Genomic DNA, 26,028 nt, shown 5'->3' on the forward strand with positions numbered 1-26,028 from the left:
ACTTAAAAACCTTATAGAATATTCTGGTTCAAATGCATTAATTGAAGTTGATGGTGGAGTAACTGACCAAAACATAGAAAAACTTTCTGAAGTAGGTGCAAATGCCTTTGTTGCTGGAAGTTTTGTTTTTAAAAGTGAAAATCCTACTGAAACTATTATGAATTTAAAAAATTTAGTATCTCCTAAATAATTCGTATTTATAAATTTTGAGTATTAAAATATAAAAAAGCAAGTTAAAATAATTTTTAACTTGCTTTTTTTATGTTTGTGACCCCGACAGGATTCAAACCTGTAACCGCTGGAGCCGAAATCCAGTGCGCTATTCAGTTGCGCCACGAGGCCTAATTTTATTTTAACTACCCTAGAAGTTCTTTTACAGCTGTGGAAATTGCCTTACCATCAGCTTTTCCTTCTAATTTTTTTGAAGCCAATCCCATAACTTTCCCCATATCTTTAATTGATGTAGCTCCTACTGAATCCATAATTTCAGAAATCACTTTTTTTAAATCCTCAGTACTCATTTGCTCAGGTAAAAATTGAGAAATAATTGCTATTTGAGCTAATTCTGGTTCTGCTAAATCGTCTCTACCTTGTTCTTTATAAATTGTAGCGCTATCTTTTCGTTGTTTAACTAATTTTTGAAGTAACTTAATTTCTTCTTCTTTGGTCAATTCACTTGAGGCACCTTCTTTTGTTTGAGCTAATAATATTTCAGATTTAATAGCTCTTAAAGATTCTAAAGCTATAACATCTTTTGCCTTCATAGCATCCTTCAATTTCATCATTAATTCTTGTTGTAAACTCATACTTTAATGTTTTTATAGTAGTGCGAAGATAAAAAAAAAGAACCCGAAAACCTTTAATTTTTATAAAGATTTTCGAGTCCAAAACTTAGAAAATTAATCTAAGGGTACTCATCTTTGGGCTAAGTTTTAATCTACATTATCATGTAGAAATGAATTATTTGAGCGAAATTGTATTTCATCATTCTCATCAATCTGTAATGTAGTTCTAGATTGAGTAATTTCAGAAGAATGTGAGGTTTCATTTAATTGAACTCCCATTCGTTTATATGCTGGCTCTTTTTCTATTTCATCAATATTTTTATTTACTCTATTTACAAATTTATAATTAAAATTCCTCATTTCTTCTCTTCGATGTGCTGCTCTTTTTTGCAATTCATCAATAGTTAATTCCAAAGGGTTAATTTCTTTATGATCTATAACTTCTTGATTTTTAATATCTATTTCAATTTTGGGTACAGACCTTACCGTAAAATTCAAATCTTCATTAACTTTTTCTTTAACTAAACTTGGCTTAGAAGCTTTCGCTAAATTATTTTCTAATTCAGTATAATCTTCTAAAGAGAAATATACATCTTCATTTACTTCCTTTATTGGTTTTAAAACTTGATAATCAAAAACATCAATAGTGTTAATATTAACTTTAGGCTCTTCAAATTTAGGTTTCTTGTTAATTTCAGCAATTGGCAAATCAAATGTTAAAGAAATTTGATTTTCTTCTTCATAAATTTGTTCTGGCTCTTCTACTTTTTCTGAAATTATTGAAGTTATTACAAAATCTTCAATAGTTTCTAAAGAAATCTCTTCATAAACAACATCAATATTTTTAATAAATTCAGTAGTTGGAATAATTTCAAATGCTGTTTCTATTTCATCACCTAAATCAAAAACAATTTTATCTTCAACAACAGGAGTTTTATCAATTGGATTGAAAGCTTGTTTTTTTAATGGACTATCAATTCTTTTTTCTAAAAAATCGAATGTTGCTTCTTGATCATCACCCAGTGTATGAATTATTTTTTTAGCTTCAGTATTTGAAATCTCATGTTGTTGATCTTTGTTAAATCCTGTTGCTACTATAGTAACTGAAATAGCATTCCCCAAAGATTCATCTTCGCCAACACCCATGATAATATTAACATCGGTTGTATTTACATCTGTTTTTGCTTCAGACTGAATATATTCGTTTATCTCACCTATTTCATCAATTGTAATCTCATCGGTACCAGAAACAATTAATAGTAAGACATTTTTAGCTCCTGTTATTTTATTGTCATTTAATAAAGGAGAGTCTAAAGCTTTAGAAATTGCTTCTTGAGATCTATTTGTACCTGAAGCTATTGCAGATCCCATAATTGCAGTTCCACTATTAGATAGTACGGTTTTTGCATCTCTTAAATCAATATTTTGAGTGTAGTGATGTGTAATTACTTCAGCTATTCCACGAGAAGCGGTAGACAATACTTCATCTGCTTTTGAAAATCCAGCTTTAAAACCAAGATTCCCATAAACTTCTCTCAATTTATTATTATTAATTACAACTAATGAATCTACATACCCACGTAATTTTTCAATTCCTTTTTGAGCTTGTTCAGTACGCATTTTACCTTCAAAAGAAAAAGGTATTGTAACTATTCCAATAGTTAATAAATCTAATTCACGCGCAACTTTAGCAATAACAGGAGCGGCACCAGTACCTGTTCCACCACCCATACCAACAGTGATAAATACCATTTTAGCATTAGTCGACAACATGTCTTTTATATCTTGGATGCTTTCTATTGCTGCTTGTTCACCAACTTCTGGATTTGCACCAGCTCCCAATCCTTCTGTTAATGAAATTCCTAATTGAATTTTTGTTGGAATTGGACTGTTCTGTAATGCCTGAGCATCGGTATTACAAACAACAAAATCAACCCCGTCTATACCTTGTGCGTACATATGATTTACGGCATTACTACCGCCACCTCCAACTCCTATTACTTTAATAACGTTGGACTGATTTTTTGGTAAATCGAATGAAATGTTGTTGAAATCTGAACTGCTCATAATCTGTTTATTTGGTCTTTTCTTAATTTTTTTACTTACTCTGCATTATCTAAAAAGTCTCTAAACTTATCTCCCCATTTTTCAAAAATTGATTTTTTAGGTTCTTCAACTTTTCCCACTTCCTCATTGGTTTCTTTGTCTGCATTGTCTCCTTTTGAAGATTCCACCTTTACTTGTTGAGAAATTTTTAGTCTATTTTTCTCAATTTTGTTTAAACCATTCATTAATAGTCCTACTGCTGTTGCATATTGTGGACTTGACAAACTTTCATCAGAATCACCGGCTAAATTTTCATTTGGATATCCAATTCTTGTATCCATTCCTGTAATATATTCAACTAATTGTTTTATATGTTTTAATTCGGCTCCACCACCTGTTAAAACAATACCCGCAATTAATTTTTTCTTAGGCTCTTCATGTCCATAGTTTTTAATTTCTAAAAACACTTGTTCAATAATTTCTAAAACACGTGCATGAATTATTTTTGATAAGTTTTTTAGTGTAATTTCTTTTGGATCTCTACCTCTCAACCCCGGAATAGAAACAATTTCGTTTTCTTTGTTTTCCCCAGGCCAAGCTGAACCAAATTTTGTTTTTAATAATTCGGCTTGTTTTTCAATAATTGAACAGCCTTCTTTAATATCTTCTGTTATTACATTTCCACCAAATGGGATTACTGCCGTATGACGAATAATACCATTTTTAAAAATTGCCAAATCTGTAGTTCCTCCACCAATGTCAATTAACGCTACACCTGCTTCTTTTTCTTCATTGCTTAAAACTGCTTCTGCTGATGCTAAAGGTTCTAAAGTAATACCTGCCAAATTTAACCCTGCACTTTTTATGCAACGCCCAACATTTCTTATGGAAGAAACCTGACCAACAACTACATGGAAATTAGCTTCTAATCGACCGCCATACATACCTACTGGTTGTGTAATTTCAGCCTGACCATCAACTTTAAATTCTTGAGGCAATACATGGATTATTTCTTCTCCTGGCAGCATAACCAATTTATAAACCTGTTTTTCAAGTTTTTCTATATCCTCATCACAAATTACGTCTTCAGAATTTGGACGCGTAATATAGTCACTATGTTGTAAGCTTCTTATATGCTGACCTGCAATACCAACAACAGCTTCAGTAATTTTAATTCCAGAAACCGCAATAGCTTCATCAACAGCCATTTGAATTGACTGTATAGTTTGTGTAATATTATTTACAACACCTCTGTGCACACCTAAGCTTTTTGCCTTCCCAATTCCAAGCAACTCAATTTTCCCATATTCATTTCTACGTCCAATCATAGCAACAATTTTTGTTGTTCCTATGTCTAGTCCTACTGAAATATCATCGTGTTCCATAATTTACTTTTTTGTACACACAACTTGATTGCTGTATTTTAAATTTATTGATATGTAATTATCTATCGTTTTATCAGTCATTGTTTTTTTGAAAAATGATTCCAAATTTTTAAATTTTTGATTCAAATCTTCAATTTTTCCTATAAATATTTTCTGATCACCCACTCGTGTATTCAAAACATACTCATTATTCGGCATTTTTTGTATGCTTGTTAATTGCATTTTCAAAAATTCATCTTTTAAGATTGTTGTTACCAAAATATGAATTTCAGGAATATTCGCTTCCTTAATATCTCCAGAAACCAACAATACTCTAGCCGAATGATTTTCTGATAAAGGCATTACTTTTGCTTGTTTATCAATGTAATAGCTCTTTGTATTTGATAGCACTCTGGCAATAGGTGTTCGTTGCTTTATTTTAGCTTTTAACAAACCGTCAACAGTTAAAAAAACAGCTACATCTTCTACCATGGGGTGTGATAGTACATTCGCCTCTAATAAATGTAAATCTATGACAGATTTCGCTTGGTTTTTAACTGTTCTGCCATTTTGTATTAACAATTTATTAACTATTTGATCATTCATAAAAAGGTTATTTCCTTCCTCAAATTCAATCATTATTTCACGTACTTCAATACTACTATTTTTGTTGATAGAAAAACCATACAAAAACACTACTAATGCAAGTAATAAAGTACCTTTTATGAAATTCCAATTAATTTTCAACTTTCAAATTGTTTTTAATTATATCAACTAATTCACCTATATCTCCAGCTCCAATCATCACTATTACTTGGGCTTTTGATTTTAAAACGTTCTCAACTAATTTTTCTTTTGAAGAAATACACTTATTTTTTAATGAAATTTTACTTAATAACCACTGAGAGGTTACTCCTTCAATTGGTGTTTCTCTTGCTGGATAAATATCTAATAAAATTAATTCGTCAAAACGAGACAAACTTGCAGCAAAATCATCAATAAAATCTCTTGTTCTACTGTATAAATGAGGTTGAAAAATTCCTAATACTTTTTTTGAAGGATACATTTCTTGTACTGAATCTACAACTGCATTTATTTCAGTTGGATGATGCGCATAATCATCAATTAAAACTAGGTTCTCAGTATTAATTTTATAAGAAAATCGTCTTTTAACCCCTTTAAATGATAGTAAAGCTTTAGCAATGACTTGTAATGATATTCCAAAATTATTTGCCATTGCCAAAGCCGCCATTGCATTTAGCACATTATGTTTTCCTGGTAAGTTTATTTTTATATTTTTAATATATTCTGAAGGCGTTTGTACATCAAAAACATAAGCTCCGCCTTCAATTTTTAAATTCTTAGCATCATAGTCTGCATCTTCATTAATCCCATATGTTAACCCTTCTATAGGTAACCCTTTTTTAACTATCAATGTATTAGAAACTTTAGCTGCAAAATCTCTAAATGATTTTTCTAATTCTGAATGACTCCCATAAATATCTAAATGATCAGCATCCATTGAAGTAATACAAGCAATATTTGGTGAAAGTTTTAAAAATGATCTATCAAACTCATCAGCTTCTACTACTGAAATTTCGCTTCCTCCTAAAATTAAATTAGAATTATAATTTTCTGAAATTCCACCTAAAAATGATGTTGCATTTACATTGGCTTCTTTTAAAATATGTCCTAAAATTGTTGTAGTTGTTGTTTTGCCGTGAGTACCTGCAACAGCCAAACAATTTGTGTTTTTAGTTATTTCTCCTAATATTTCTGAACGTTTTAATATTTTAAAATCATTTTCTGAAAAATAATTTAATTCTGAATGATTTTTAGAAACTGCTGGAGTATATACTACCAATGTGTTTTGATTATTATTAAATGCTGAAGGAATTAAATTTACTGAATCTTCAAAATGAATTTCAATCCCAATATTTTGAAGTGATTTTGTAATTTCAGTTGAAACTTTATCATAACCAGCTACATTATTACCATTGCTTTTAAAATAGTTTGCAATAGCACTCATACCGATTCCTCCAATACCAATAAAATAGACGTTATGTATCTTTTCTAAATTCAAATTAACTAATTATTAATTTTTCAATTTCTTTCACTATATCCTTTGTTGCATTTGGCAATGCTAATTTTTTAATATTTTCACTTAATGTTTCTTGTAACTTTTCATTCTCCAGCAATTCTTTAAACATGGTTTGAAACATTTCTAATTCAGATTCTTTTAATAACAATGCCGCATTATCATTCACAACAGCTAATGCATTTTTAGTTTGATGATCTTCGGCTACATTTGGCGATGGAATAAATATCACAGGCTTTCCTACAATACATAATTCAGAAATTGAACTTGCTCCTGCTCTGCTAATTAAAATATCAGCTGCAGCATAGGTTAAATCCATTCTGTTTAAAAAAGCATAAGTTTGTACACCTTCTAATTCATCATACTTTTTAAACTCATCATAATACAACTTTCCTGTTTGCCAAATTAACTCTACCTTATTTGAAACCAGCCAGTTAATGTGTTTTTCAATTAAATTATTAACTGCTCTTGCTCCCAAACTCCCTCCAATAATTACCAATGTTTTTTTATGAATATCTAAATTGAAATATTTTAGCGCTTGTTCTCTTTTGCTATCAATATCCAATAAATCTTGACGAACCGGATTTCCTGTTTTTATAATTTTACCAACTGGGAAAAAACGTTCTAAACCATCATATGCAACACAAATTTTATGCGCCTTTTTACTTAGTAATTTATTGGTTATTCCCGGATATGAATTTTGCTCTTGAATCACCGTTTTCACACCTAATCTATTTGCCATAAACAATGTTGGTCCACTTGCAAAACCTCCAGTACCAATCACAATTGTTGGTTTAAATTTTTTGATTATTTTATATGCATTAAAAAAACTACTAAATAATTTGAAAGGAAATGCTAAATTTTTTATTGTTAACTTTCTTTGCAATCCAGAAATCCATAAACCTATAATCTCATAACCCGCTTGAGGAACTTTTTCCATTTCCATTCTATCTTTCGCTCCTACAAATAAAAATTTTGCATCGGGATATTTCTCCTTTAGCTCATTTGCTATTGAAACAGCTGGGTAAATATGCCCGCCAGTTCCACCGCCACTTAATATAATATTAACCGATTGCTTCATGTAAAATATCTAAAGGGTTATCTTCATTTTCTGAGCTGTCAATTTTTTCTTTATCAGCAGTTACACTTAAAATAATACCAATTGCAAAGCAAGTCATCCAAATTGATGTACCTCCACTACTAATTAATGGCAAAGTTTGCCCTGTTACAGGAAATAAATTAACTGCTACTGCCATATTTATTAATGCCTGAAAAATGATAGGTAAACCAACTCCAATAATAAGTAATGTTGCAAATACGCTGGTTGCTTTTTTGGCTGCCATTACAATTCTAAACAACAACATAAAATACAAAAGTATTACAACTGAGGCTCCAACTAACCCATATTCTTCAACAATAATGGCAAAAATAAAATCGGATGAAGATTGTGGTAAAAAATTTTTCTGAATACTTTTTCCAGGGCCTCTTCCTTGTAAACCACCACTAGCAATAGCAATTTTGGCTTTTTCAACTTGATATCCTTCTTCAACATTTTTATCAGAAAAATTTTCAACTCTACTAATCCAAGTATCAACTCTGTTAGGCATTACATCTGGAAAGGCTTTTGCAATGATTACAAATAGAGTTAATGCTAACACCCCTATTCCCAAAACGTATAAAATATACTTAAAAGGATACCCTCCTATAAAAGCCAACAACAATACCATAACAAAACTAATGGCCGTTGTTGAGAAATTTGCTGGTAAAATTAGTGCTAGAATAATAGCTATAGGTAACCATAATTGAAAAATGCTTTCTTTAAAAGTTACTTTATTATCCTTATTACGAGCTAAATAACGAGCAACATAAACCATAATTACTAAGCCTGCCAATGTTGATGTTTGAAAACCAACACCAATAAACGGAATTTGAATCCAACGACTTGCATTTGAACCTCCAATAGTAGTTCCTTGTGTAAGTGTATAAATTAGCAATAATATGACTAGAGGAATCATTAAAACCGAGCCTCCACTAAAATATCTATATGGAAGTTTATGAACCCCATAAATAATTAAAAATCCGCATAACAATAAAAAGGCATGTTTAAATAAATGAAAAGTTGGAGTACCATTATTTACTACATAAACCAAATTGGTACTTGCACTATAAACAGGCAAAAAAGACAAAATAGCTAAAACAGAAACTATTGCCCAAATTGCTCGATCACCTTCAATATTTTTAAGGATATTCTTCATTTACAATTCTCTAACTGCTTGTTTAAATTTATTACCTCTATCTTCATAATTTTCAAATAAATCAAAACTTGCACAAGCTGGAGATAGTAATACAGTATCTCCTTTTTCTGCAATTTTATATGCTACTTTTACAGCTTCCTCAGCACCTGCAGTTTCAACTATTAAATCAATTACATTATAAAAAGTGTTTACAATTTTCTGATTATCAACACCTAAACAAATAATCGCTTTCACTTTTTCACGAACTAACGGCATTAAATCTAAATAATCATTCCCTTTATCAACTCCCCCAACAATCCAAACAGTTGGAGATTGCATGCAATCTAATGCGTAAAATGTTGCATTTACATTGGTTGCTTTAGAATCATTTATGTAATGCACACCATTAATTTTCAATACAGATTCAAGTCTATGTTCAGCACCTTCAAAATCTTCTAAACTTTCTCTAATAGTGTCTTTTCTAACTTTTAACAATGAAGCCGCCATAGCTGCTGCCATTGCATTTTTTGTATTGTGTTTACCTTTTAAAGCTAAAGTTGAAATCTCCATTATTTTTTGTTCTGTTTTATAATTCATTATTATTTGTTCGTCTTTTAAATACACACCTTGTTCCAATTCATTTTCTAATGAAAAAGGCAATAAAGTGGCATTTACTTTATTATTTTTTAACCAATTGTTTATTACTACATCATCAAAATCATAAATCAAAAAATCATCTTCTGTTTGATTTTCTGTAATTTTAAATTTTGAGTTTACATAATTCTCAAATTTATAATCATACCTATCTAAATGATCAGGTGTTATGTTCGTAATTATTGCAATATGTGGCGCAAAATTTTGAATACCATCTAATTGAAAACTACTTAACTCTAGCACATGAATATCAGTTTTTTTTTCTGCCACTTGTTGCGCAAAACTTTTACCAATATTTCCACCCATACTGACATCTAAACCTGCTTTTTTCAAAATATGATTTACCAGCATTGTTGTGGTGGTTTTTCCGTTTGAACCCGTAATCCCAACAATAACTCCGTTTGTATATTTTGAAGCAAATTCAATTTCAGAAATTACAGAAATCCCTTTTTGTTTTAATGTTGTTATTAATGAAACTGAATCAGGAATTCCTGGACTTTTCATTACCACATCAGCGTCAAAAATTTTAGCTTCTGTATGATTCCCTTCTTCAAAAGAAATGTCATTATTTAAAAGAACTTCTTTATATTTTTTTGCTATTGTTCCCTTCTCAGAAACAAATACTTCATATCCTTTCTGCTTCCCTAAAATTGCGGTTCCAACACCACTTTCGCCTGCACCAAGAATAACTAATTTCATCTATCGTAACTTTAGAGTTACTATTGTAAAAACTGCCAACATAATTCCAATAATCCAAAAACGAGTTACAATCTTACTTTCATGATAACCTGATTTTTGATAGTGATGATGCAACGGCGACATTTTAAAAATTCGCCTCCCTTCACCATATTTATTTTTAGAATATTTAAAATAACTCACTTGCAATATCACCGATAACGTTTCAATAAAAAAGACGCCTGCCAAAATTGGAATTAACAATTCTTTACGAACCGAAATAGCCAAAACGGCAATAATACCACCTATGGTTAAGCTTCCTGTGTCTCCCATAAAAACTTGAGCTGGATAAGTATTATACCATAAAAACCCAATTAAAGCACCCACAAAGGCTGCTATAAAAATGGTCATTTCACCTGAGTTGGGTATGTACATTACATCCAAATAATTAGCGAAAATGATATTTCCTGATACCCAAGCAAAAATCCCCAGAGTTAAGACTATTATTGCTGAAGAACCAGCAGCTAAACCATCAATACCATCTGTTAAATTAGCGCCGTTTGATACTGCAGTTATAATAAAAATTACAATTGGAATAAAAATTAACCATGCATAATCTTTAAATCCATTTCCTAAAAAGCCAAGAGCATCTGCATAATCTAATTCGTTATTTTTTAAAAATGGTATGGTAGTTTTAGTAGATTTTTTAGCATCAGCAAATAATACAGGTGTCCCATTTTCGGTTACATATTGATATTTTACTGGTAATTTTTCTTTCATAGTAACACTTGGATGAAAGTACAACATAGCTCCAACAAAAATTCCTAAAGTAACTTGACCTAAAATTTTGAATCTTCCTTTTAAACCTGCTTTATTTTTTTTAAATATTTTAATATAATCATCTATAAAACCAATTGCTCCCATCCATAAAGTGGTAACAATAAGTATTACAATATAAATGTTATCTATTTTCGCAAATAAAAAGACTGGAATAAGAGTTGCTAAAATAATAATGACACCTCCCATAGTTGGTGTTCCCGCTTTTTCAGCTTGCCCTTCTAAACCTAAATCTCTTACAGACTCTCCTACTTGTTTACGCTGTAAAAAATTAATAATTTGTTTACCATAAATTGTTGAAAAAAGTAAAGAAACAATAAAAGCTAAGGCAGATCTAAACGAAATGTATTGAAACAATCCTGCGCCCGTTAAATTGTAATGACTTTCTAAATATTGAAATAAATAATATAACATGGTTTAACTTTCTATAGCTATTAGTAATTCTGTTATTTTCTCATAATCATCAAAATGTGATCGAATTCCTTTCACTTCCTGATATGTTTCATGACCTTTCCCTGCAATTAAAATAATATCACCTTTTTTCGCGAATTTTGTTGCGGCTTTAATTGCTTGTTCTCTATCTAAAATTGACACTGTTTTCTTGAAATTTTGAGGCTCTACACCTACTTCTATTTCTTCAATAATTGTTTGCGGATTTTCACTTCTTGGATTATCAGAAGTGAAAATTACTTGAGTACTTAATTGAGATGCTAAACGTCCCATAACAGGCCGCTTAGCTTTATCTCTATCGCCACCGCATCCCACAACGGTTATTACTTGTTCGTTTCCTGTTCTAATATCATTAATTGTTTCCAATACATTTTTTAATGCATCAGGTGTGTGCGCATAATCAATTATTGCAGTTACACCACCTTTTGAAATAAAGTGTTGAAATCTTCCACTTACGCTTTCTAATTCACTAATATGGGTTAAGGTTTCTGTTGAATCTAAACCTAATAAATTTGCAACACCATAAACAGCTGCTAAATTATATGCGTTAAAACTTCCTATTAATTTTGTCCAAACTTCTTTATTATTTATTGTTAACAACAAGCCTGAAAATTGATTTTCTAAAATTCTGACTTTAAAATCAGCCATTGTTTTTAAAGCATAAGACTGTTTATTTGCTATTGTATTTTGAAGCATTACTGCTCCGTTTTTATCATCGATATTTACCAAAGCAAAGGCAGATTTAGGTAACGAATCAAAAAACGATTTTTTCACATCTCTGTATGTTGCGAAAGTTTTATGATAATCTAAATGATCGTGTGTTAAATTGGTAAAAACTCCACCTGCAAATTGTAATCCTTCAGTTCTTTTTTGTTGAATTCCATGAGAACTTACTTCCATAAAGCAATAATCGACTCCTAATTCAACCATTTCATTCAGGTACTTATTTATTAAAACCGAATTTGGTGTAGTGTGTGTTGCATTATATTGAATTGTATCCACCAAAATTTTTACTGTAGATAACAAACCTGCTTTATAACCTGCTTTTTGAAATAAATTATGTAGTAAAGTGGCAATGGTGGTTTTTCCGTTTGTACCCGTAATTCCTACTAATTTCAATTTTGAAGAAGGGTTATCATAAAAATTTGAAGCTATAATAGCCAATGCACTATTAGAATCTTCAACTTGAATATAGGTTATGTTTTGAATTAAATTTTCAGGTAATTCTTCACAAACAATTACCGTAGCACCTATCTCAATTGCCTTGTTAATAAATTGATGCCCATTAAACAACAATCCCTTTTGAGCAACAAACAAACTATTTTGTTGCACTTCTCGTGAATCAAAAGCTATAGCATTTACCAATTTATCTGTACTGCCATGTATGGCATTAACAGAAACTTTATACAATATGTTTTTTAGTACCTTCAATTAAATTAAATTTAAAACTATAGTGGTTCCTTTTATTAATATTTCTCCTGCATTTATAGATTGATCTTGTACTTTTCCTTCTCCGTTTAAATTTACTTTCAACCCTATATTTTCAAGTAAAGAAATGGCGTCCATAGCCGCCATTCCTTTAACATTCGGGATTGAAATAAATTCCTTATTAGATTCAGTGTAATAAGAATCAAAATTATTTTTAATACTTGCAAAATTTGGAGTGCTGTTATCTATGGTATTAATTATGTGATTTGAGGTATATATTTTTTGAGCAATATCTTTAAAAACTGGGCCAGAAACATCTGCACCATAAAAACCAGTTTTTGTATCAGGTTTATGAATAACTACAATACACGAATACATTGGGTCTTCCGCAGGAAAATAGCCAGTAAACGATGAAATATATTTTTTTTCTTTAATCCATTCTGCATAATTACCATATTCCGTTCTTGCAGTACCAGTTTTACCCGCCATTGAAAAATTTTCATCGTACAATTTTTGTCCAGTTCCACGAATCACAACATTTTTTAGAATTTCTTGAACCTTCTTAATTGTTTCTTTTGAACAAATTTCAGAGTCTATTACTTCTTTCTCGAAATGCTCTACATGTTTATCCCAAGTACGAATTTCTTTTACAAATTTAGGTTTTAACATTTCCCCGTTATTTGCTATTGCATTGTAAAATGTAAGTGTTTGTAATGGAGTTAATTTTAAATTATAACCATAAGCAATGGAAGGCAATGCATTTTTACTCCATATTTCATCTCCAGGCGAAGGTATTACTGGCTTCCCTTCTCCTTTTATAGCTAAATTTAGCTTATCATTTAAGTGCATTCCTTTTAAAATATTGATAAATTTTTCAGGTTCCTTTCCAAAACCTTCTTCAATTAACCTTGCAAAAGCAATATTTGACGAAACTTCTAATGCTCTTGCCGCTGAAATTTTCCCATAACCACCTCTATGAGAATCATTAATATCTCTTCCATACATTCTATATTTCCCTTCACCCGTATCAACAACTGTGCTTGTGTCTATAACACCAGATTCTAAGGCTGTTACCAAAGACATTACTTTAAAAGCAGAACCAGGTTCATGGGATTCATAAACTGCATAATTCCTTTTTTCGTAATATTTACCTTCAGAACTCCTACCTAAATTTGAAATAGCCTTAATTTCTCCTGTTTTAGTTTCCATTACAACCACACAGCCATGCTCTGCATTGTAAAATTCTAATTGTCTCAATAAAGAATGATGAGCAATATCTTGTATGTTTACATCAATTGTTGTTACAATATCTTTACCATCAACAGGCTCTCTTTCGTTATTGTCATTAATTGGTTTCCATTGTCCTTGTGCAATTTTTTGCTTTAACCGCCAACCGTGCTTTCCATTTAAATAGTTTCTATAGGCACCTTCTATTCCAGGAGCACCTCTATAATCATCATAACCAATTGTTCTCTCAGCAACTCTCCCTAAAGGATGTGCTCTAACGGTAGATTGTTCAGCTATAAAACCTCCTTTATACATTCCTAAATTAAAAATAGGGAAACTCTTAATTTTTATATAATCGTTATACCCTAATTTTCGGGTAATAAATAAGTATCTATTTTTATTATTTCGTGCTTTTCTAATCTTTTGTTCCCAGTGAGAATCTGATTTCCCAAGCATTTTAGATAATTCTTTAGCTAAATTTCTAATCTCTTTTTCAAATACTTTAGAATCAACCGTAAAAGCATCCATTCTAATTTCATATTGCGACATTGAAGTAGCTAATAAACTACCATCAGCTGAAAATACATTTCCTCTATTTGCAAAAATTGTATCATTTCTAAGAGTCAGGTGTTCAGATAAACTTCTGTATTTTTCTCCTTCAGCAATTTGAATATCAGAAAGTCTTAAGATTATTGCCAACAAAAACAGCGTAATAAACACAAGCACAACATACAACTTATTCAATATGTTTTTTTTTGTAGCAGCCAATTATTCTTGTTTTTTTACAGTTACTCTTATTACCTGGGGTGGGGTTTCACTTGGCTTTAATTCCAAATCTAAAACCTTATTTTTAATTGTTGATTCTAATTTTAATTTCATAGAAATTGATCGAGTATCAACAAATTCAGATCTTAATTCTTTAATTTTCTTACTAAGTTTTGCAATTTCCATCACTTTTTTATCAGAACTGTGTGAGCTTGCAATCATTAGCATCATTAGCAAAACCATAAATAATATAAAACGCCAATTTTTAAAAGAATCATTACTTACTAAGAAGTTCCCTTTTAATACATGGTAAATATTTTCTTTAATATTAGCCATTATTTTAGGGTTGCAATTCTCAATTTTGCGCTTCTTGCTCTATTATTTATCTTAATTTCTTGAAATGATGGAACAATCATTTTCCCTACTTTTTTCAACGGAACACTTATATTTCCATAAAAATCTTTTTCAGGCTCTCCATCAAACAACCCATTAATCATAAATCGCTTCACCAACCTATCTTCTAAAGAATGATAAGAAATAACACTCAATCTTCCTTCTTTATTTAATATTTCAGGCACTTGTAATAAAAATTCTTTAAGTGCTTCTATTTCTTGATTTACTTCAATTCTTATTCCTTGAAAAATTTGAGCTAATATTTTATGCTCAACTGCCTTTGGCACAAATTCACTTAAAACCTCTTTTAATTCAAAACTTGTTTTAATTTTCTTTTCAGACCTTGCTTCAACAATTTTTTTAGCAATAGCTCTAGCATTTCTTAATTCTCCATATTGAAACAAAACATCGCTTAATTTTTCTTCATCATAAAAGTTAATCACCTGAAAAGCTGATAATTCATCTGCTTGATTCATTCTCATGTCCAAATCAGCATCAAATCTTGTAGAAAAACCACGTTCAGCCTCATCAAACTGATGTGAAGAAACCCCTAAATCTGCCAAAACACCGTCTACTTTTTTAACACCATAAAAACGTAAATACCTTTTAATAAATCTAAAATTTTGAGGAATCAACGTAAAACGTTCATCATCAATCATATTTCGTTTTGCATCTTCATCTTGATCAAATGCTAACAATTTTCCATGCTCATTTAATCTACTTAATATCTCTCTTGAGTGACCTCCGCCACCAAAAGTAACATCAACATATACACCGTTAGGTTTAATATTTAAACCATCAACACTTTCTTTTAATAAAACCGGATTATGATATTCCATTTTCGTTTTCTATTACATTACCCATTACTTCTTCAGCCAAATCTCCAAAATCACCCGTTGCATCATCAATAGCTTTTTCATAATTATCTTTATCCCAAACTTCAACAATGTTAACTGCTGAAGAAAACACCACATTTTTTGTAATTCCAGCGAAAGATTGTAAATCTTTTGGTATTAATAATCTGCCTGAACTATCTAATTCAATAATTTTTACACCAGCAGTAAAGCGCCTGATAAAGTCATTATTCTTTTTAACAAATCTGTTCAGCTTGTTTACCTTCGCCATCAAAATATTCCACTCAGACATTGGGTACAACTCCAAACACGGTTGAAAAACAGATCGTTTTAACACAAATCCATCTTGAAGTATTGGCGAAAGCTGTTTTTTTAATGCTGAAGAAAGTATTAATCTTCCTTTAGCATCGGCTTTACATTCATATGTACCTATTAGATTTACCATTTTGATTTTTAGTGTATTCAAAAATATAAATTTTTTCCCACAAAAAACCACTTTTACCCACTATGTTGATAACTTTTAACACTTAGCCTGTTTTTTACACTATATTTTTGAAAAACAAGTACTTAGAATTTAAATTACTATCGTTTATAAAAAAATCGTATTTTAGAAAAAAAAACTACCTTTGTAATTAGTTTTAAATTCAACATTAAATGAGCAATACTCTTATAAAAGAAGGGAAATTTAGTTATATTGAAGCTGGTGAAGGTGAACCAATAATTGTGCTTCATGGACTCATGGGTGCATTAAGTAATTTTGATGGCGTTTTAAACTATTTTTCAACCAAAGGGTATAAAGTAATTATCCCTGAGTTACCAATATATTCCTTACCACTTTTAAAAACAAATGTTAAAAACATTTCTAAATTTTTAAAAGAATTTATGGCTTTTAAAAAAATTGATAATGCTATTTTACTTGGAAACTCATTAGGTGGGCATATTGCATTGTACTTTACCAAATTTAATTTAAAAAATGTAAAAGGTATTGTTTTGACTGGAAGCTCTGGCTTGTATGAAAAATCTATGGGCGATACATACCCTAAGAGAGGTAACTATGAATATATAAAAGCTAAAACTGAAGAAGTTTTTTACGACCCAAAAATAGCTACAAAAGAAATTATTGATGAAGTTTACGCTTCTGTAAATGACAGAAGTAGAGTTATTAAAACATTGGCTATTGCTAAAAGTGCTATTCGGCATAATATGGCAAAAGATTTGCCCGCTATGCATACACCTGCATGCATAATTTGGGGAAAAAATGACACAGTAACTCCTCCTGAAGTTGCTGTTGATTTTGAAAAATTACTACCAGATGCTAAATTATATTGGATTGACAAATGTGGCCATACACCAATGATGGAGCACCCTGAAGAGTTCAATCAAATTCTTGAAAATTGGTTAACAGAACGAAACTTATAAAAATAATGAAAATTAAAACAGCTGATTTTGTAATTAGTAATTCTGATGTTTCCAAATGTCCAAAAGAACAACTTCCTGAATATGCTTTTATAGGTCGTTCTAACGTTGGAAAATCTTCGTTAATTAATATGCTAACTGATAGAAATAAGTTAGCAAAAATATCTGGAAGACCAGGAAAAACACAACTTATAAATCATTTTAAAATAAATAACACTTGGTTTTTAGTTGATTTACCAGGCTATGGATATGCAAAAGTTTCAAAAACGATAAAGCAAACATTTCAAAGTTTTATAAAAAACTACTTTTTGCAACGGGAGCAACTAATTTGTACTTTTGTTTTAATAGATTGTAGACATGAACCTCAAAAAATTGATTTGGAGTTTATGGAATTTTTAGGCGAAAATGGAATCCCATTTTGTATAATTTTTACCAAAGCAGACAAGGTTAAATTATCAGAATTGAATAGAAATGTTCAAATTTATAGTAAAACCATGACCGAAACAATATGGGAAACTATGCCTCAACACTTTGTTTCTTCTGCGAGTAACGCCACTGGTAGAGAAGAAATTTTAGAATTTATTGATGGCATAAATAAGGGATTAGAAAATAATTCATAAAATGGCTTCAACCATAAATAATTTAGCTGTATTGTTTGAAGACAACCACCTTATTATTATTAACAAACAATCGGGTGACATTGTTCAAGGTGATAAAACTGGAGACACTCCTTTAAGTGAAATTGTTAAAGAGTATATTAAAGTAAAATATAATAAGCCTGGCAATGTTTTTTTAGGCGTAGTTCACAGATTGGACAGACCAACAACTGGTATTGTTGTTTTTGCAAAAACATCAAAATCATTAGAGCGTTTTAATAAAATGTTACGCGATAAAACTGTTAACAAAACTTATTGGGCAGTTGTAAAAAACAAACCCGTTAAAAATACTGATACTCTTAGAGGATTTCTAAAAAAGAATCCGAAAAACAACAAATCAACTTCCTATTCTTCTGAAATTGAAGGAAGTAAAAAAGCTATTCTTCATTATAAATTATTGAAATCTTTAGATAATTATCATTTATTAGAAGTTGATTTAGAAACAGGTAGACACCACCAAATTAGATGTCAGCTAACTGCTATAGGCTCACCTATAAAAGGCGATTTAAAATATGGTTTTGACCGAAGCAATAAAGATGCAAGTATACATTTACATGCTCGTAAAATTGAATTCATCCATCCTGTAACTAAAGAACCTATTTCTATTATTGCTTCAACCCCAAAAGACCCTATTTGGGATGCTTGTAATTGATAATAATTTAACATTTTATTATATAAATATTTAGCACTTTTGAAGTAGGGTTTTCTTCATTACCATTGTTACATCATTATAATTCATTAATACGTTTAAAATTATGCGAAAAACAATAGTATCCGTTTTATTCTTTTTTTCAATCTTCATACTCTCTGCTCAAAATTGGGTAACAGATTTTAATGAAGCAAAAAAAATTGCTACTAAAAAAAATCAACCTATAATTTTGGTCTTCCAAGGGTCTGATTGGTGCGCTCCTTGCATAAAGTTAAATAAAGAAATTTGGAGTACTGAAGAATTTAAAACCTATTCTGAAAAGAATTTTGTAATGCTTCTTGCTGATTTTCCAAGAAAGAAAAAAAATGAACTAAGTGATTTTCAACAACAACAAAACAATCAACTTATGGAAAAATACAACCTACAAGGTTATTTTCCATTTGTAGCTGTTTTAGACAAAAAAGCAAAGCTTTTAGGTAACACTGGCTATAAAAAAATAAGTCCTTCTGAATATATTAAATTACTTAATTCATTTAAAAAGTAATGAATAAATATTTCTTTTTACTCTCTATTTTATTTGTATCATCTTATACAAACGCTCAACAACTTCACAGAAAAACGTTGAAGTTAATGGGTAGTAGATTTGATATATCTGTTGTTGCCAATGATTCTATTGAAGCAAGTAACTATATTAATCTTGCAATTAATGAAATTTCAAGAATTGAAAAAATAATTTCATCATGGGATATTAATTCTCAAACTTCAGAAATAAATAGAAATGCAGGTATTAAACCTATAAAAGTTTCTACCGAATTGTTTAATCTAATTCAACGTTCATTAGCAATTTCAAAACTAACTGATGGTGCTTTTGATATAAGTTATGCTTCTATGGATAAAATTTGGAAGTTTGATGGAAGTATGAAATCAATGCCTTCTGAAGATGAAATTAACAACTCTGTTTCCAAAGTTGGCTATCAAAATATTATTCTTAATGAAGAAAATGAAACTGTTTTTTTGAAACTAAAAGGAATGAAAATTGGTTTTGGAGCCATTGGCAAAGGCTACGCAGCTGATGAAGCTAAAAAATTATTAATTTCAAAAGGTGTAACTGCTGGAATTATTAATGCTTCTGGCGATATGAATACTTGGGGAAAACAACCAAGTGGAGAAGATTGGAAAGTGGCAATTACAAATCCTATGAATAAAAATACGGCTTTTGCACTTTTACCAATCACAAATGGTGCAGTTGTAACTTCTGGAAATTATGAAAAATATGTGACTTTAAATTCCACTAGATATTCACATATTATAGATCCAAGAACTGGGTATCCAACATCAGGTATTTTAAGTGTTACTGTTTTTGCTCCAAAAGCAGAACTAGCAGACGCTTTATCAACATCGGTTTTTGTAATGGGAACTGAAGTTGGTTTAAACAGAATAAATCAACTAAAAAATATAGAATGTATAATAATTGATGATCAAGGTAAAATTCACACATCTGAACATATTAATATTAACAAATTATGATAAAAAAAATAGGATTACTACTGTTAATAGGCTCTTTAACAACTTCATGTGTTGCTGTTAAAGAATATGAAAAAGTATATTTAAACGACCCAGATATGCTATTATCGGCTAAAAAATCGAATAAATTTGTAACAAGTTTCCAAGTTTATAGAGAAGCTGCCTCTGGGGCAAATGGCGGAAAATCAGGTGGTGGTTGTGGTTGTAATTAATAGAAGACTAAAAATGAAAAAAATAATAATTGTAGTTGTTTTGTTTAACTCTTTAGTGAGTTTTTCACAAACTACAAATACAGAATATAAAAAAAGAGTTTTAGAAACCGCTGAAGTTGACATTCTATCTAGTTTTTATTCACAAGATGGTGATAATGCATCTGTTACTGGTGGAATTGGCACCGAAAAGCTAACCGATTTAGCCACCAATTTTACAGTTTCCATTCCATTAAATGATGATGATGTTTTTACAATTGACGCAACTATTTCTGCATATACTTCAGCATCTTCAAGTAATTTAAATCCTTTTGATGCAAACGGAAGTGGTCTCGTTTTCTATGAAAATGGTGAAAGTGATCATGATAAAAGTTCTAATAAAAATGGAAACCCTATAGCTGCTACTTCTGGCGCTTCAAGCGCAGTCGCATCCAATAGTACACTATCATCTGGTGGCGCTAGCCCTTGGTATGAATCAACAGGTGCATCAAAATCAGATGTCTGGGTAAATGGCACTTTTAACTACAGTCATTCTTCAGATAATAGAAATACTATTTTAGATGCAAATGCAAGTTTCGCAAAAGAGTTTGATTATACATCTATTGGTATTGGTGGTGGCTTAACAAAACTTTTTAATGAAAAAAATACGGAAATTGGTTTAAAAGCTAATGTGTATTTAGATACTTGGAATCCTAGATATCCAACAGAAATACATTCATATTTAACAGCCAATCAAAATTTAAATAATGGTTTTTTTAGTGGAGTTGATATCTTAAACCAAAGTGGAAATGTAATTGACAAAAATGGAACAAATGTTTGGAGCCCAATTAATACAACACTTGTAGACAATAACTCCCGAAATACCTATTCGCTTTCTGTTAGCTTCTCTCAAATTTTAAGCAAAAAAATACAAGTTTCACTGTTTTTCGATTTGGTTCAACAAGATGGTTGGTTGGGAAATCCTATGCAGCGTGTTTATTTTGCCGATAGAGATAATTACTATATTGGAAATGCATCAAGTATCCCAAATTATACTTCTCCAACAAATACCAATGTTTTTCAATTAGCAGATGATATTGAGCGCTTACCAAATTCACGATTAAAATTACCTATTGGTATACGCTTTAACCAGTATATAAATGAAGTTGTAACACTAAGAACTTATTTCCGTTACTACTATGATGATTGGGGAGTAAAATCTTCAACAGCAGAAATTGAATTACCTATTAAAATTTCTGATAAGTTTACTTTTTACCCATCTTATAGATATTATACTCAAACAGCTGCAGATTATTTTGCGCCTTTTGAGCAACATATTTCAACTGAAGAATTTTACACTTCAGATTATGATTTATCAAAATTTAATACAAATCAAATTGGGGTTGGTTTTTCTTATACAGATATCTTTACGAAAAGCCACATTTGGAAATTAGGATTAAAAAGTATTGATCTAAAATACAATTCCTACAAAAGAAATACTGGACTTAAGGCTGGTATAATTTCGGCAGGATTAAAGTTTGTGATGGATTAACAATAACATTGTCAAACTGAGCTTGTCGAAGTTTAAATTGTATTACATTAATATATTTCGACAGGCTCAATATGACATTGGGTAATTTTTTTAGTTAAGCCCTATTTTTCTTAGCTACAATTTCATCCAAACACAAATTACCAATACTTCCTTTGTGTGTATGTTTTACTTTTTTATCTGGGTTAAAAGTACCTTCTTGAATATTTTTACCAACAATTTTATAGGCATCTCTAAACGGTACTCCGCTTTGAACCAACTTATTAACTTCCTCTACACTAAATAAGTATAAGTATTTCTCATCTTCAATAATATTATCTTTTACTTGAATATTTTTTAATGAATAGGTTAACATTTCTAAACAAGATTTTAAAGTTGAAAACGATGGAATTAAACCTTCTTTCAACAATTGTAAATCTCTATGATATCCACTTGGTAAATTATTTGTAATTAAAGTAAACTCGTATGGGAGTGCTTGTAATTTGTTACATTTCCCTCTAATTAATTCAAAAACATCTGGATTTTTTTTGTGAGGCATAATACTTGAACCTGTTGTTAATTCATCTGGAAATGAAATAAAACTAAAATTCTGACTCATATATAAACAAATATCCATACTCATTTTAGACAATGTACTTGCCACAGAACTAATAGCAAACGCAACTGATTTTTCTAATTTTCCTCTACCCATTTGAGCAGCCACAGAATTAAACTTCAACGTTTCAAAATTTAATGCTTTTGTAGTAAAATCTCTATCAATTGGGAATGAACTTCCATAACCTGCTGCTGAACCTAATGGGTTTTGATCCGCTACTTTATATGCTGCTTTTATGAAATAAATATCATCTATTAAAGTTTCTGCATACGCAGAAAACCATAAACCAAAAGATGATGGCATTGCAATTTGTAAATGTGTATAACCTGGCAATAAAACATTTTTATATTGTTCTGCTAATGAGATTAACAGGTTAAAAAGTGCATCAACCTCTTCACTAATTTCATTTAATGCATCTTTTAAATACAAGTGAACATCCACTAAAACTTGATCATTTCTTGACCTCGCTGTATGAATTTTTTTTCCTATATCACCCAACTCTTCAGTTAATAAAAACTCAATTTTAGAATGAACATCTTCAAAAGAATCTTCAATTTTGAATTTTCCATTTTCTATGTCTCCTAAAATAGCGCCCAATTCTACTTCAAGTAAGTTTAATTCTTCCGCAGTAAGTAAACCAATGCTGTGCAACATTTTTGCATGTGCAACATTTCCAATAACATCATATTTTGCTAAAATTAAATCAAGTTCTCTGTCGTTACCTACAGTAAATAAATCTATTTTCTTATCGGTTGAAAATCCTTTGTCCCAAAGTTTCATGCTTTTTTTCATTATAAAATTTCTTTTAATATTTTAATATACAAATCAATTCCTTCTTCAATTTCGTTTATATAAATAAATTCATCAGCAGTGTGGGAACGTAAACTTTGTCCAGGACCTAATTTTAGTGATGGACAACTTAATACAGATTGATCTGAAAGTGTTGGAGAACCATAAGTTTCTCTTCCTAATTTAATTCCAGCTTGCACAATTGCATGTTCTTTTGGAATTGATGATGAATTTAATCGTAATGATCTTGGACAAACTTCAGATTTTACATTTTTTGTAATAATATCAAAAACTTCTTGATTGGTGTATACATCTGTAACTCGAACATCAACAACAAATTTGCAACTTGCAGGAATTACGTTATGCTGACTTCCTGCTTCAATTTGTGTAACAGTCATTTTTACTTTACCAAGTGTTTCAGATACTTTTGGAAACTCAAATGTTTGAAACCAATGAATATCTTCAATTGCGTTATAAATAGCATTATCTGCAATTCCATGTGCTGCGTGACCAGAAGTTCCTTTAGCTTTGCAATTCATAACCATCAACCCTTTTTCAGCAATCGCTAAATTCATTAAAGTTGGCTCACCAACAATTGCAAAATCTATTTCAGGAATAATTTTTAACATAGAATTTAATCCATTCGGTCCAGAGTTTTCTTCTTCGGCAGAAGCTACAATTACAAAATTATACTTTAAATCTTGTCTGTTATAGAAATATGTAAAAGTTGCCAATAATGAAACTAAACATCCGCCAGCGTCATTACTTCCTAAACCATATAATTTACCATCTTCAACATTTGGACTTAACGGATTACGTGTATATCCTTTATTAGGTTTTACGGTATCATGATGAGAATTTAATAAAATTGTTTTTTTTGAAGCATCATAATAGTTGTTTTTCGCCCAAACATTGTGTTTATCGCTTTCAAACTTAATATTATGACTAGAAAACCATTGCATTATTAATAAAGCTGTTTCATTTTCTTCTCCTGAAAAAGACTGCTTTGAAATTAATTTTTTCAATAATTCAATAGCTTCTTGAGTTAAATTTTCTATCATCATTTTAAGCTTAATGTTGTGTATAATTTAGTTTCACTTTGCACCAACGAAGCATCTCCAATTTTTACTATTCCTACCCCTTTTTCTAATGCATTAAAGCAATTATGCATTTTTGGCAACATCCCATCTGCAATAATTCCTGCGTCAATTAATTCTTTATATTTTTCTGAATTAATATGTGTTATTACTGAATTTTTATCTTCAATAGTTTTTAAAACACCGTTCAGTTCAAAAACAAAATTTAGCTCCGTATTGTATAGTTTACTCATTCCTATTGCTATTTCTGAAACAATCGTATCTGCATTTGTATTTAATAATTGCCCTTTTTTATCATGTGTAATCGCACAAAAAACTGGCGTTACATTATTCTGTAACAAAACATTAATAAAATCTACATTTATAGCATCAACATCACCTGCAAAACCATAATCTACGTCTTTAACCACACGTTTATGCGCTAAAATACAATTAGCATCAGCTCCTGACAATCCTAAAGCATTACAATTAAATTGTTGCAATTGAGCTACAATTTTTTTATTCAACAAACCGGCATATACCATTGTTACCACCTCTACAGTTGCTTCATCAGTTACTCTTCTTCCATTAATCATTTTTGGCTGTAAACCCATGGCTGATGAAACTTCTGTCGCTTTTTTACCTCCACCGTGCACCAATATTTTTGAACCTTCTAAAGCTGCAAAATCTTTTAAAAATGAACTCAATGCAATTTCATCATTAATTACATTTCCTCCAATTTTTATTATTTTTAAAAGCTGTTTTTTCATTGTTTTTTTGCTATTTGTGAGAACACTTCGACAGGCTCAGTGTGACAACATTAAATACTATAGGTTTTCCAATATTTTTTTCAATACAATTTGTGCTGAATAGGTTCTATTATTTGCTTGTTGAATAACTATTGAATTTTCTGAATCTATTACTTCATCAGCAACAATTACGTTTCTTCTAACAGGTAAACAATGCATAAATTTACCATTGTTGGTTAACTTCATTTTCTCTGCAGTCACCATCCAATTTGCATCTTTATTTACTGCTTTTCCGTAGTCTTTAAAAGAACTCCAGTTTTTAACATACACAAAATCTGCATTTTCAAAAGCTTTATTTTGATTGTATTCAATTTTTGAATTCTTTGTGATTTCAGGATCTAACTCATATCCTTCAGGATGTGTAATTACAAAATCTGCGTCTTGCAATTTCATCATTTCAATAAAAGAATTGGCAACTGCATGTGGCAACGCTTTTGGATGTGGCGCCCAAGACAAAACCACTTTTGGTTTATGAGAAACTTTATACTCTTCCATTGTAATTGCATCTGCCAAAGCCTGTAAAGGGTGACCTGTGGCACTTTCCATATTTACAACCGGAATTCCAGCATATTTTTTAAAGCTTTCTATCACAACTTCTGCTCTGTCTTTTTCTTTATCTTTTAAAGATGCAAACGCTCTAATTGCAACAATATCACAATATTGTGCGACTACTTGTGCTGCTTCAATAACGTGTTCAGATTTATCTTCATCCATTACAACACCATCTTCAAACTCTAGCTGCCAACCTTCACTTCCAAAATTCATAACAACAGTATTCAACCCTAAATTTTGAGCTGCTTTTTGAGTGCTTAAACGTGTACGCAAACTATTATTGAAAAATAACAAGCAAATAGTTTTTCCTTCACCAAGAAATTTAAATTTTAATTCATTTTTTTTCAAACCAATAGCTTCTTTCACTGTATTTTGTAAGCTATCTAACTCGTTTATATTGGTATAATGTTGCATT

The 26,028-nt window shown here is 30.5% G+C and carries 25 protein-coding genes, 1 tRNA gene and 1 pseudogene; 8 read left to right on the forward strand and 19 right to left on the reverse strand.

All coding sequences use genetic code 11. The annotated features are described in order from the left end of the window. Positions 1–190: pseudogene (locus tag ABY863_RS01730) on the forward strand (ribulose-phosphate 3-epimerase); the annotation flags it as partial. A gap of 78 nt (positions 191–268) precedes the next feature. On the opposite strand, the gene ABY863_RS01735 reads toward ABY863_RS01730, so the two are convergent. The 15 genes from ABY863_RS01735 to ABY863_RS01805 all read right to left on the reverse strand — a co-directional run bounded on the left by ABY863_RS01735 (position 269) and on the right by ABY863_RS01805 (position 16,255). Next, positions 269–342 (reverse strand) — tRNA-Arg (locus ABY863_RS01735). A gap of 14 nt (positions 343–356) precedes the next feature. Then, positions 357–806, reverse strand: a complete 450-nt coding sequence (locus ABY863_RS01740; protein WP_372792533.1) for a GatB/YqeY domain-containing protein — start codon at positions 804–806, stop codon at positions 357–359. 126 nt (positions 807–932) lie between these two features. Beyond that, complete coding sequence (gene ftsZ / locus ABY863_RS01745) at positions 933–2,852, reverse strand: cell division protein FtsZ (RefSeq protein WP_372792534.1); 1,920 nt, start codon at positions 2,850–2,852, stop codon at positions 933–935. Positions 2,853–2,887: 35 nt separating this feature from the next. After that, positions 2,888–4,216: a cell division protein FtsA gene (ftsA, locus tag ABY863_RS01750; RefSeq protein WP_372792535.1), complete on the reverse strand. Its 1,329-nt coding sequence runs from the start codon at positions 4,214–4,216 to the stop codon at positions 2,888–2,890. A 3-nt stretch (positions 4,217–4,219) separates the two neighbouring features. Continuing rightward, on the reverse strand, positions 4,220–4,942 hold the full coding sequence (locus ABY863_RS01755) for a cell division protein FtsQ/DivIB (RefSeq protein WP_372792536.1): 723 nt from the start codon (positions 4,940–4,942) through the stop codon (positions 4,220–4,222). Then, complete coding sequence (murC, locus tag ABY863_RS01760) at positions 4,932–6,278, reverse strand: UDP-N-acetylmuramate--L-alanine ligase (protein WP_372792537.1); 1,347 nt, start codon at positions 6,276–6,278, stop codon at positions 4,932–4,934. The genes ABY863_RS01755 and murC overlap by 11 nt, the downstream gene beginning before the upstream one ends. A 1-nt stretch (position 6,279) precedes the next feature. Beyond that, positions 6,280–7,374, reverse strand: a complete 1,095-nt coding sequence (murG, locus tag ABY863_RS01765; RefSeq protein WP_372792538.1) for an undecaprenyldiphospho-muramoylpentapeptide beta-N-acetylglucosaminyltransferase — start codon at positions 7,372–7,374, stop codon at positions 6,280–6,282. Continuing rightward, positions 7,358–8,548 (reverse strand): FtsW/RodA/SpoVE family cell cycle protein, encoded by a 1,191-nt coding sequence (locus ABY863_RS01770; protein WP_372792539.1) that lies wholly within the window; start codon positions 8,546–8,548, stop codon positions 7,358–7,360. The genes murG and ABY863_RS01770 overlap by 17 nt, the downstream gene beginning before the upstream one ends. Then, a complete protein-coding gene (murD, locus tag ABY863_RS01775; protein WP_372792540.1) occupies positions 8,549–9,880 on the reverse strand; it encodes a UDP-N-acetylmuramoyl-L-alanine--D-glutamate ligase in 1,332 nt (443 codons plus the stop codon). Next, complete coding sequence (gene mraY, locus ABY863_RS01780) at positions 9,881–11,107, reverse strand: phospho-N-acetylmuramoyl-pentapeptide-transferase (RefSeq protein ID WP_372792541.1); 1,227 nt, start codon at positions 11,105–11,107, stop codon at positions 9,881–9,883. Positions 11,108–11,110: 3 nt separating this feature from the next. Next, complete coding sequence (locus ABY863_RS01785) at positions 11,111–12,574, reverse strand: UDP-N-acetylmuramoyl-L-alanyl-D-glutamate--2,6-diaminopimelate ligase (protein WP_372792542.1); 1,464 nt, start codon at positions 12,572–12,574, stop codon at positions 11,111–11,113. Beyond that, on the reverse strand, positions 12,575–14,566 hold the full coding sequence (locus ABY863_RS01790) for a penicillin-binding protein (RefSeq protein ID WP_372792543.1): 1,992 nt from the start codon (positions 14,564–14,566) through the stop codon (positions 12,575–12,577). Continuing rightward, positions 14,567–14,890, reverse strand: coding sequence for an FtsL-like putative cell division protein (locus ABY863_RS01795; protein ID WP_372792592.1), 324 nt, complete (start codon positions 14,888–14,890; stop codon positions 14,567–14,569). A gap of 8 nt (positions 14,891–14,898) precedes the next feature. Beyond that, positions 14,899–15,795: a 16S rRNA (cytosine(1402)-N(4))-methyltransferase RsmH gene (gene rsmH, locus ABY863_RS01800; RefSeq protein WP_372792544.1), complete on the reverse strand. Its 897-nt coding sequence runs from the start codon at positions 15,793–15,795 to the stop codon at positions 14,899–14,901. Beyond that, positions 15,782–16,255, reverse strand: a complete 474-nt coding sequence (locus ABY863_RS01805; protein WP_372792545.1) for a division/cell wall cluster transcriptional repressor MraZ — start codon at positions 16,253–16,255, stop codon at positions 15,782–15,784. The genes rsmH and ABY863_RS01805 overlap by 14 nt, the downstream gene beginning before the upstream one ends. A 209-nt stretch (positions 16,256–16,464) precedes the next feature. Between ABY863_RS01805 and ABY863_RS01810 the strand changes: the two genes are divergently transcribed. The 7 genes from ABY863_RS01810 to ABY863_RS01840 all read left to right on the forward strand — a co-directional run bounded on the left by ABY863_RS01810 (position 16,465) and on the right by ABY863_RS01840 (position 21,795). Continuing rightward, positions 16,465–17,229: an alpha/beta fold hydrolase gene (locus ABY863_RS01810; protein ID WP_372792546.1), complete on the forward strand. Its 765-nt coding sequence runs from the start codon at positions 16,465–16,467 to the stop codon at positions 17,227–17,229. Positions 17,230–17,234: 5 nt separating this feature from the next. Next, positions 17,235–17,846 carry a ribosome biogenesis GTP-binding protein YihA/YsxC gene (gene yihA, locus ABY863_RS01815; protein WP_372792547.1) on the forward strand — a complete coding sequence of 204 codons (612 nt, stop codon included), beginning with the start codon at positions 17,235–17,237 and terminating at the stop codon, positions 17,844–17,846. 1 nt (position 17,847) lies between these two features. Then, on the forward strand, positions 17,848–18,534 hold the full coding sequence (locus ABY863_RS01820; protein ID WP_372792548.1) for an RluA family pseudouridine synthase: 687 nt from the start codon (positions 17,848–17,850) through the stop codon (positions 18,532–18,534). Positions 18,535–18,637: 103 nt separating this feature from the next. Next, positions 18,638–19,075 (forward strand): thioredoxin family protein, encoded by a 438-nt coding sequence (locus ABY863_RS01825; RefSeq protein WP_372792549.1) that lies wholly within the window; start codon positions 18,638–18,640, stop codon positions 19,073–19,075. Continuing rightward, entirely contained in the window at positions 19,075–20,058 is a 984-nt protein-coding gene (locus tag ABY863_RS01830; RefSeq protein ID WP_372792550.1) for an FAD:protein FMN transferase, read from the forward strand. Before ABY863_RS01825 ends, ABY863_RS01830 begins: the two co-directional genes overlap by 1 nt. Next, on the forward strand, positions 20,055–20,267 hold the full coding sequence (locus ABY863_RS01835; protein WP_372792551.1) for a DUF4266 domain-containing protein: 213 nt from the start codon (positions 20,055–20,057) through the stop codon (positions 20,265–20,267). The genes ABY863_RS01830 and ABY863_RS01835 overlap by 4 nt, the downstream gene beginning before the upstream one ends. Before the next feature lie 13 nt (positions 20,268–20,280). Further along, positions 20,281–21,795, forward strand: a complete 1,515-nt coding sequence (locus tag ABY863_RS01840) for a DUF3570 domain-containing protein (RefSeq protein WP_372792552.1) — start codon at positions 20,281–20,283, stop codon at positions 21,793–21,795. Between the two features lie 94 nt (positions 21,796–21,889). On the opposite strand, the gene argH is transcribed toward ABY863_RS01840, so the two are convergent. Genes argH through ABY863_RS01860 form a run of 4 tightly spaced genes read right to left on the reverse strand, consistent with a single transcriptional unit; the run spans position 21,890 to position 26,027 of the window. Next, the gene (gene argH / locus ABY863_RS01845; protein ID WP_372792593.1) at positions 21,890–23,167 is read right to left on the reverse strand and encodes an argininosuccinate lyase; all 1,278 of its coding nucleotides are present in this window, start codon (positions 23,165–23,167) and stop codon (positions 21,890–21,892) included. A gap of 11 nt (positions 23,168–23,178) precedes the next feature. Next, the gene (locus ABY863_RS01850) at positions 23,179–24,240 is read right to left on the reverse strand and encodes a M20 family metallo-hydrolase (RefSeq protein WP_372792553.1); all 1,062 of its coding nucleotides are present in this window, start codon (positions 24,238–24,240) and stop codon (positions 23,179–23,181) included. Further along, positions 24,237–25,022, reverse strand: a complete 786-nt coding sequence (gene argB, locus ABY863_RS01855) for an acetylglutamate kinase (RefSeq protein ID WP_372792554.1) — start codon at positions 25,020–25,022, stop codon at positions 24,237–24,239. Before argB ends, ABY863_RS01850 begins: the two co-directional genes overlap by 4 nt. 57 nt (positions 25,023–25,079) lie before the next feature. After that, entirely contained in the window at positions 25,080–26,027 is a 948-nt protein-coding gene (locus ABY863_RS01860) for an N-acetylornithine carbamoyltransferase (protein ID WP_372792555.1), read from the reverse strand. Position 26,028: the final 1 nt, after the last annotated feature.

It is taken from the genome of Lutibacter sp., from assembly GCF_041562875.1.
Classification (GTDB): domain Bacteria; phylum Bacteroidota; class Bacteroidia; order Flavobacteriales; family Flavobacteriaceae; genus Lutibacter.

Coding starts and splice junctions, on each gene's coding strand:
- ftsZ (WP_372792534.1), bottom strand. CDS start 2,852: ATGAGCAGTTCAGATTTCAACAACATTTCATTCGATTTACCAAAAAAT.
- yihA (WP_372792547.1), top strand. CDS start 17,235: ATGAAAATTAAAACAGCTGATTTTGTAATTAGTAATTCTGATGTTTCC.
- ABY863_RS01840 (WP_372792552.1), top strand. CDS start 20,281: ATGAAAAAAATAATAATTGTAGTTGTTTTGTTTAACTCTTTAGTGAGT.
- ABY863_RS01740 (WP_372792533.1), bottom strand. CDS start 806: ATGAGTTTACAACAAGAATTAATGATGAAATTGAAGGATGCTATGAAG.
- ABY863_RS01830 (WP_372792550.1), top strand. CDS start 19,075: ATGAATAAATATTTCTTTTTACTCTCTATTTTATTTGTATCATCTTAT.
- ABY863_RS01805 (WP_372792545.1), bottom strand. CDS start 16,255: ATGGTAAATCTAATAGGTACATATGAATGTAAAGCCGATGCTAAAGGA.
- mraY (WP_372792541.1), bottom strand. CDS start 11,107: ATGTTATATTATTTATTTCAATATTTAGAAAGTCATTACAATTTAACG.
- ABY863_RS01825 (WP_372792549.1), top strand. CDS start 18,638: ATGCGAAAAACAATAGTATCCGTTTTATTCTTTTTTTCAATCTTCATA.
- ABY863_RS01770 (WP_372792539.1), bottom strand. CDS start 8,548: ATGAAGAATATCCTTAAAAATATTGAAGGTGATCGAGCAATTTGGGCA.
- ABY863_RS01860 (WP_372792555.1), bottom strand. CDS start 26,027: ATGCAACATTATACCAATATAAACGAGTTAGATAGCTTACAAAATACA.
- argH (WP_372792593.1), bottom strand. CDS start 23,167: ATGAAACTTTGGGACAAAGGATTTTCAACCGATAAGAAAATAGATTTA.
- ABY863_RS01850 (WP_372792553.1), bottom strand. CDS start 24,240: ATGATGATAGAAAATTTAACTCAAGAAGCTATTGAATTATTGAAAAAA.
- murD (WP_372792540.1), bottom strand. CDS start 9,880: ATGAAATTAGTTATTCTTGGTGCAGGCGAAAGTGGTGTTGGAACCGCA.
- ABY863_RS01835 (WP_372792551.1), top strand. CDS start 20,055: ATGATAAAAAAAATAGGATTACTACTGTTAATAGGCTCTTTAACAACT.
- ABY863_RS01810 (WP_372792546.1), top strand. CDS start 16,465: ATGAGCAATACTCTTATAAAAGAAGGGAAATTTAGTTATATTGAAGCT.
- rsmH (WP_372792544.1), bottom strand. CDS start 15,795: ATGGAATATCATAATCCGGTTTTATTAAAAGAAAGTGTTGATGGTTTA.
- murG (WP_372792538.1), bottom strand. CDS start 7,374: ATGAAGCAATCGGTTAATATTATATTAAGTGGCGGTGGAACTGGCGGG.
- argB (WP_372792554.1), bottom strand. CDS start 25,022: ATGAAAAAACAGCTTTTAAAAATAATAAAAATTGGAGGAAATGTAATT.
- ftsA (WP_372792535.1), bottom strand. CDS start 4,216: ATGGAACACGATGATATTTCAGTAGGACTAGACATAGGAACAACAAAA.
- ABY863_RS01820 (WP_372792548.1), top strand. CDS start 17,848: ATGGCTTCAACCATAAATAATTTAGCTGTATTGTTTGAAGACAACCAC.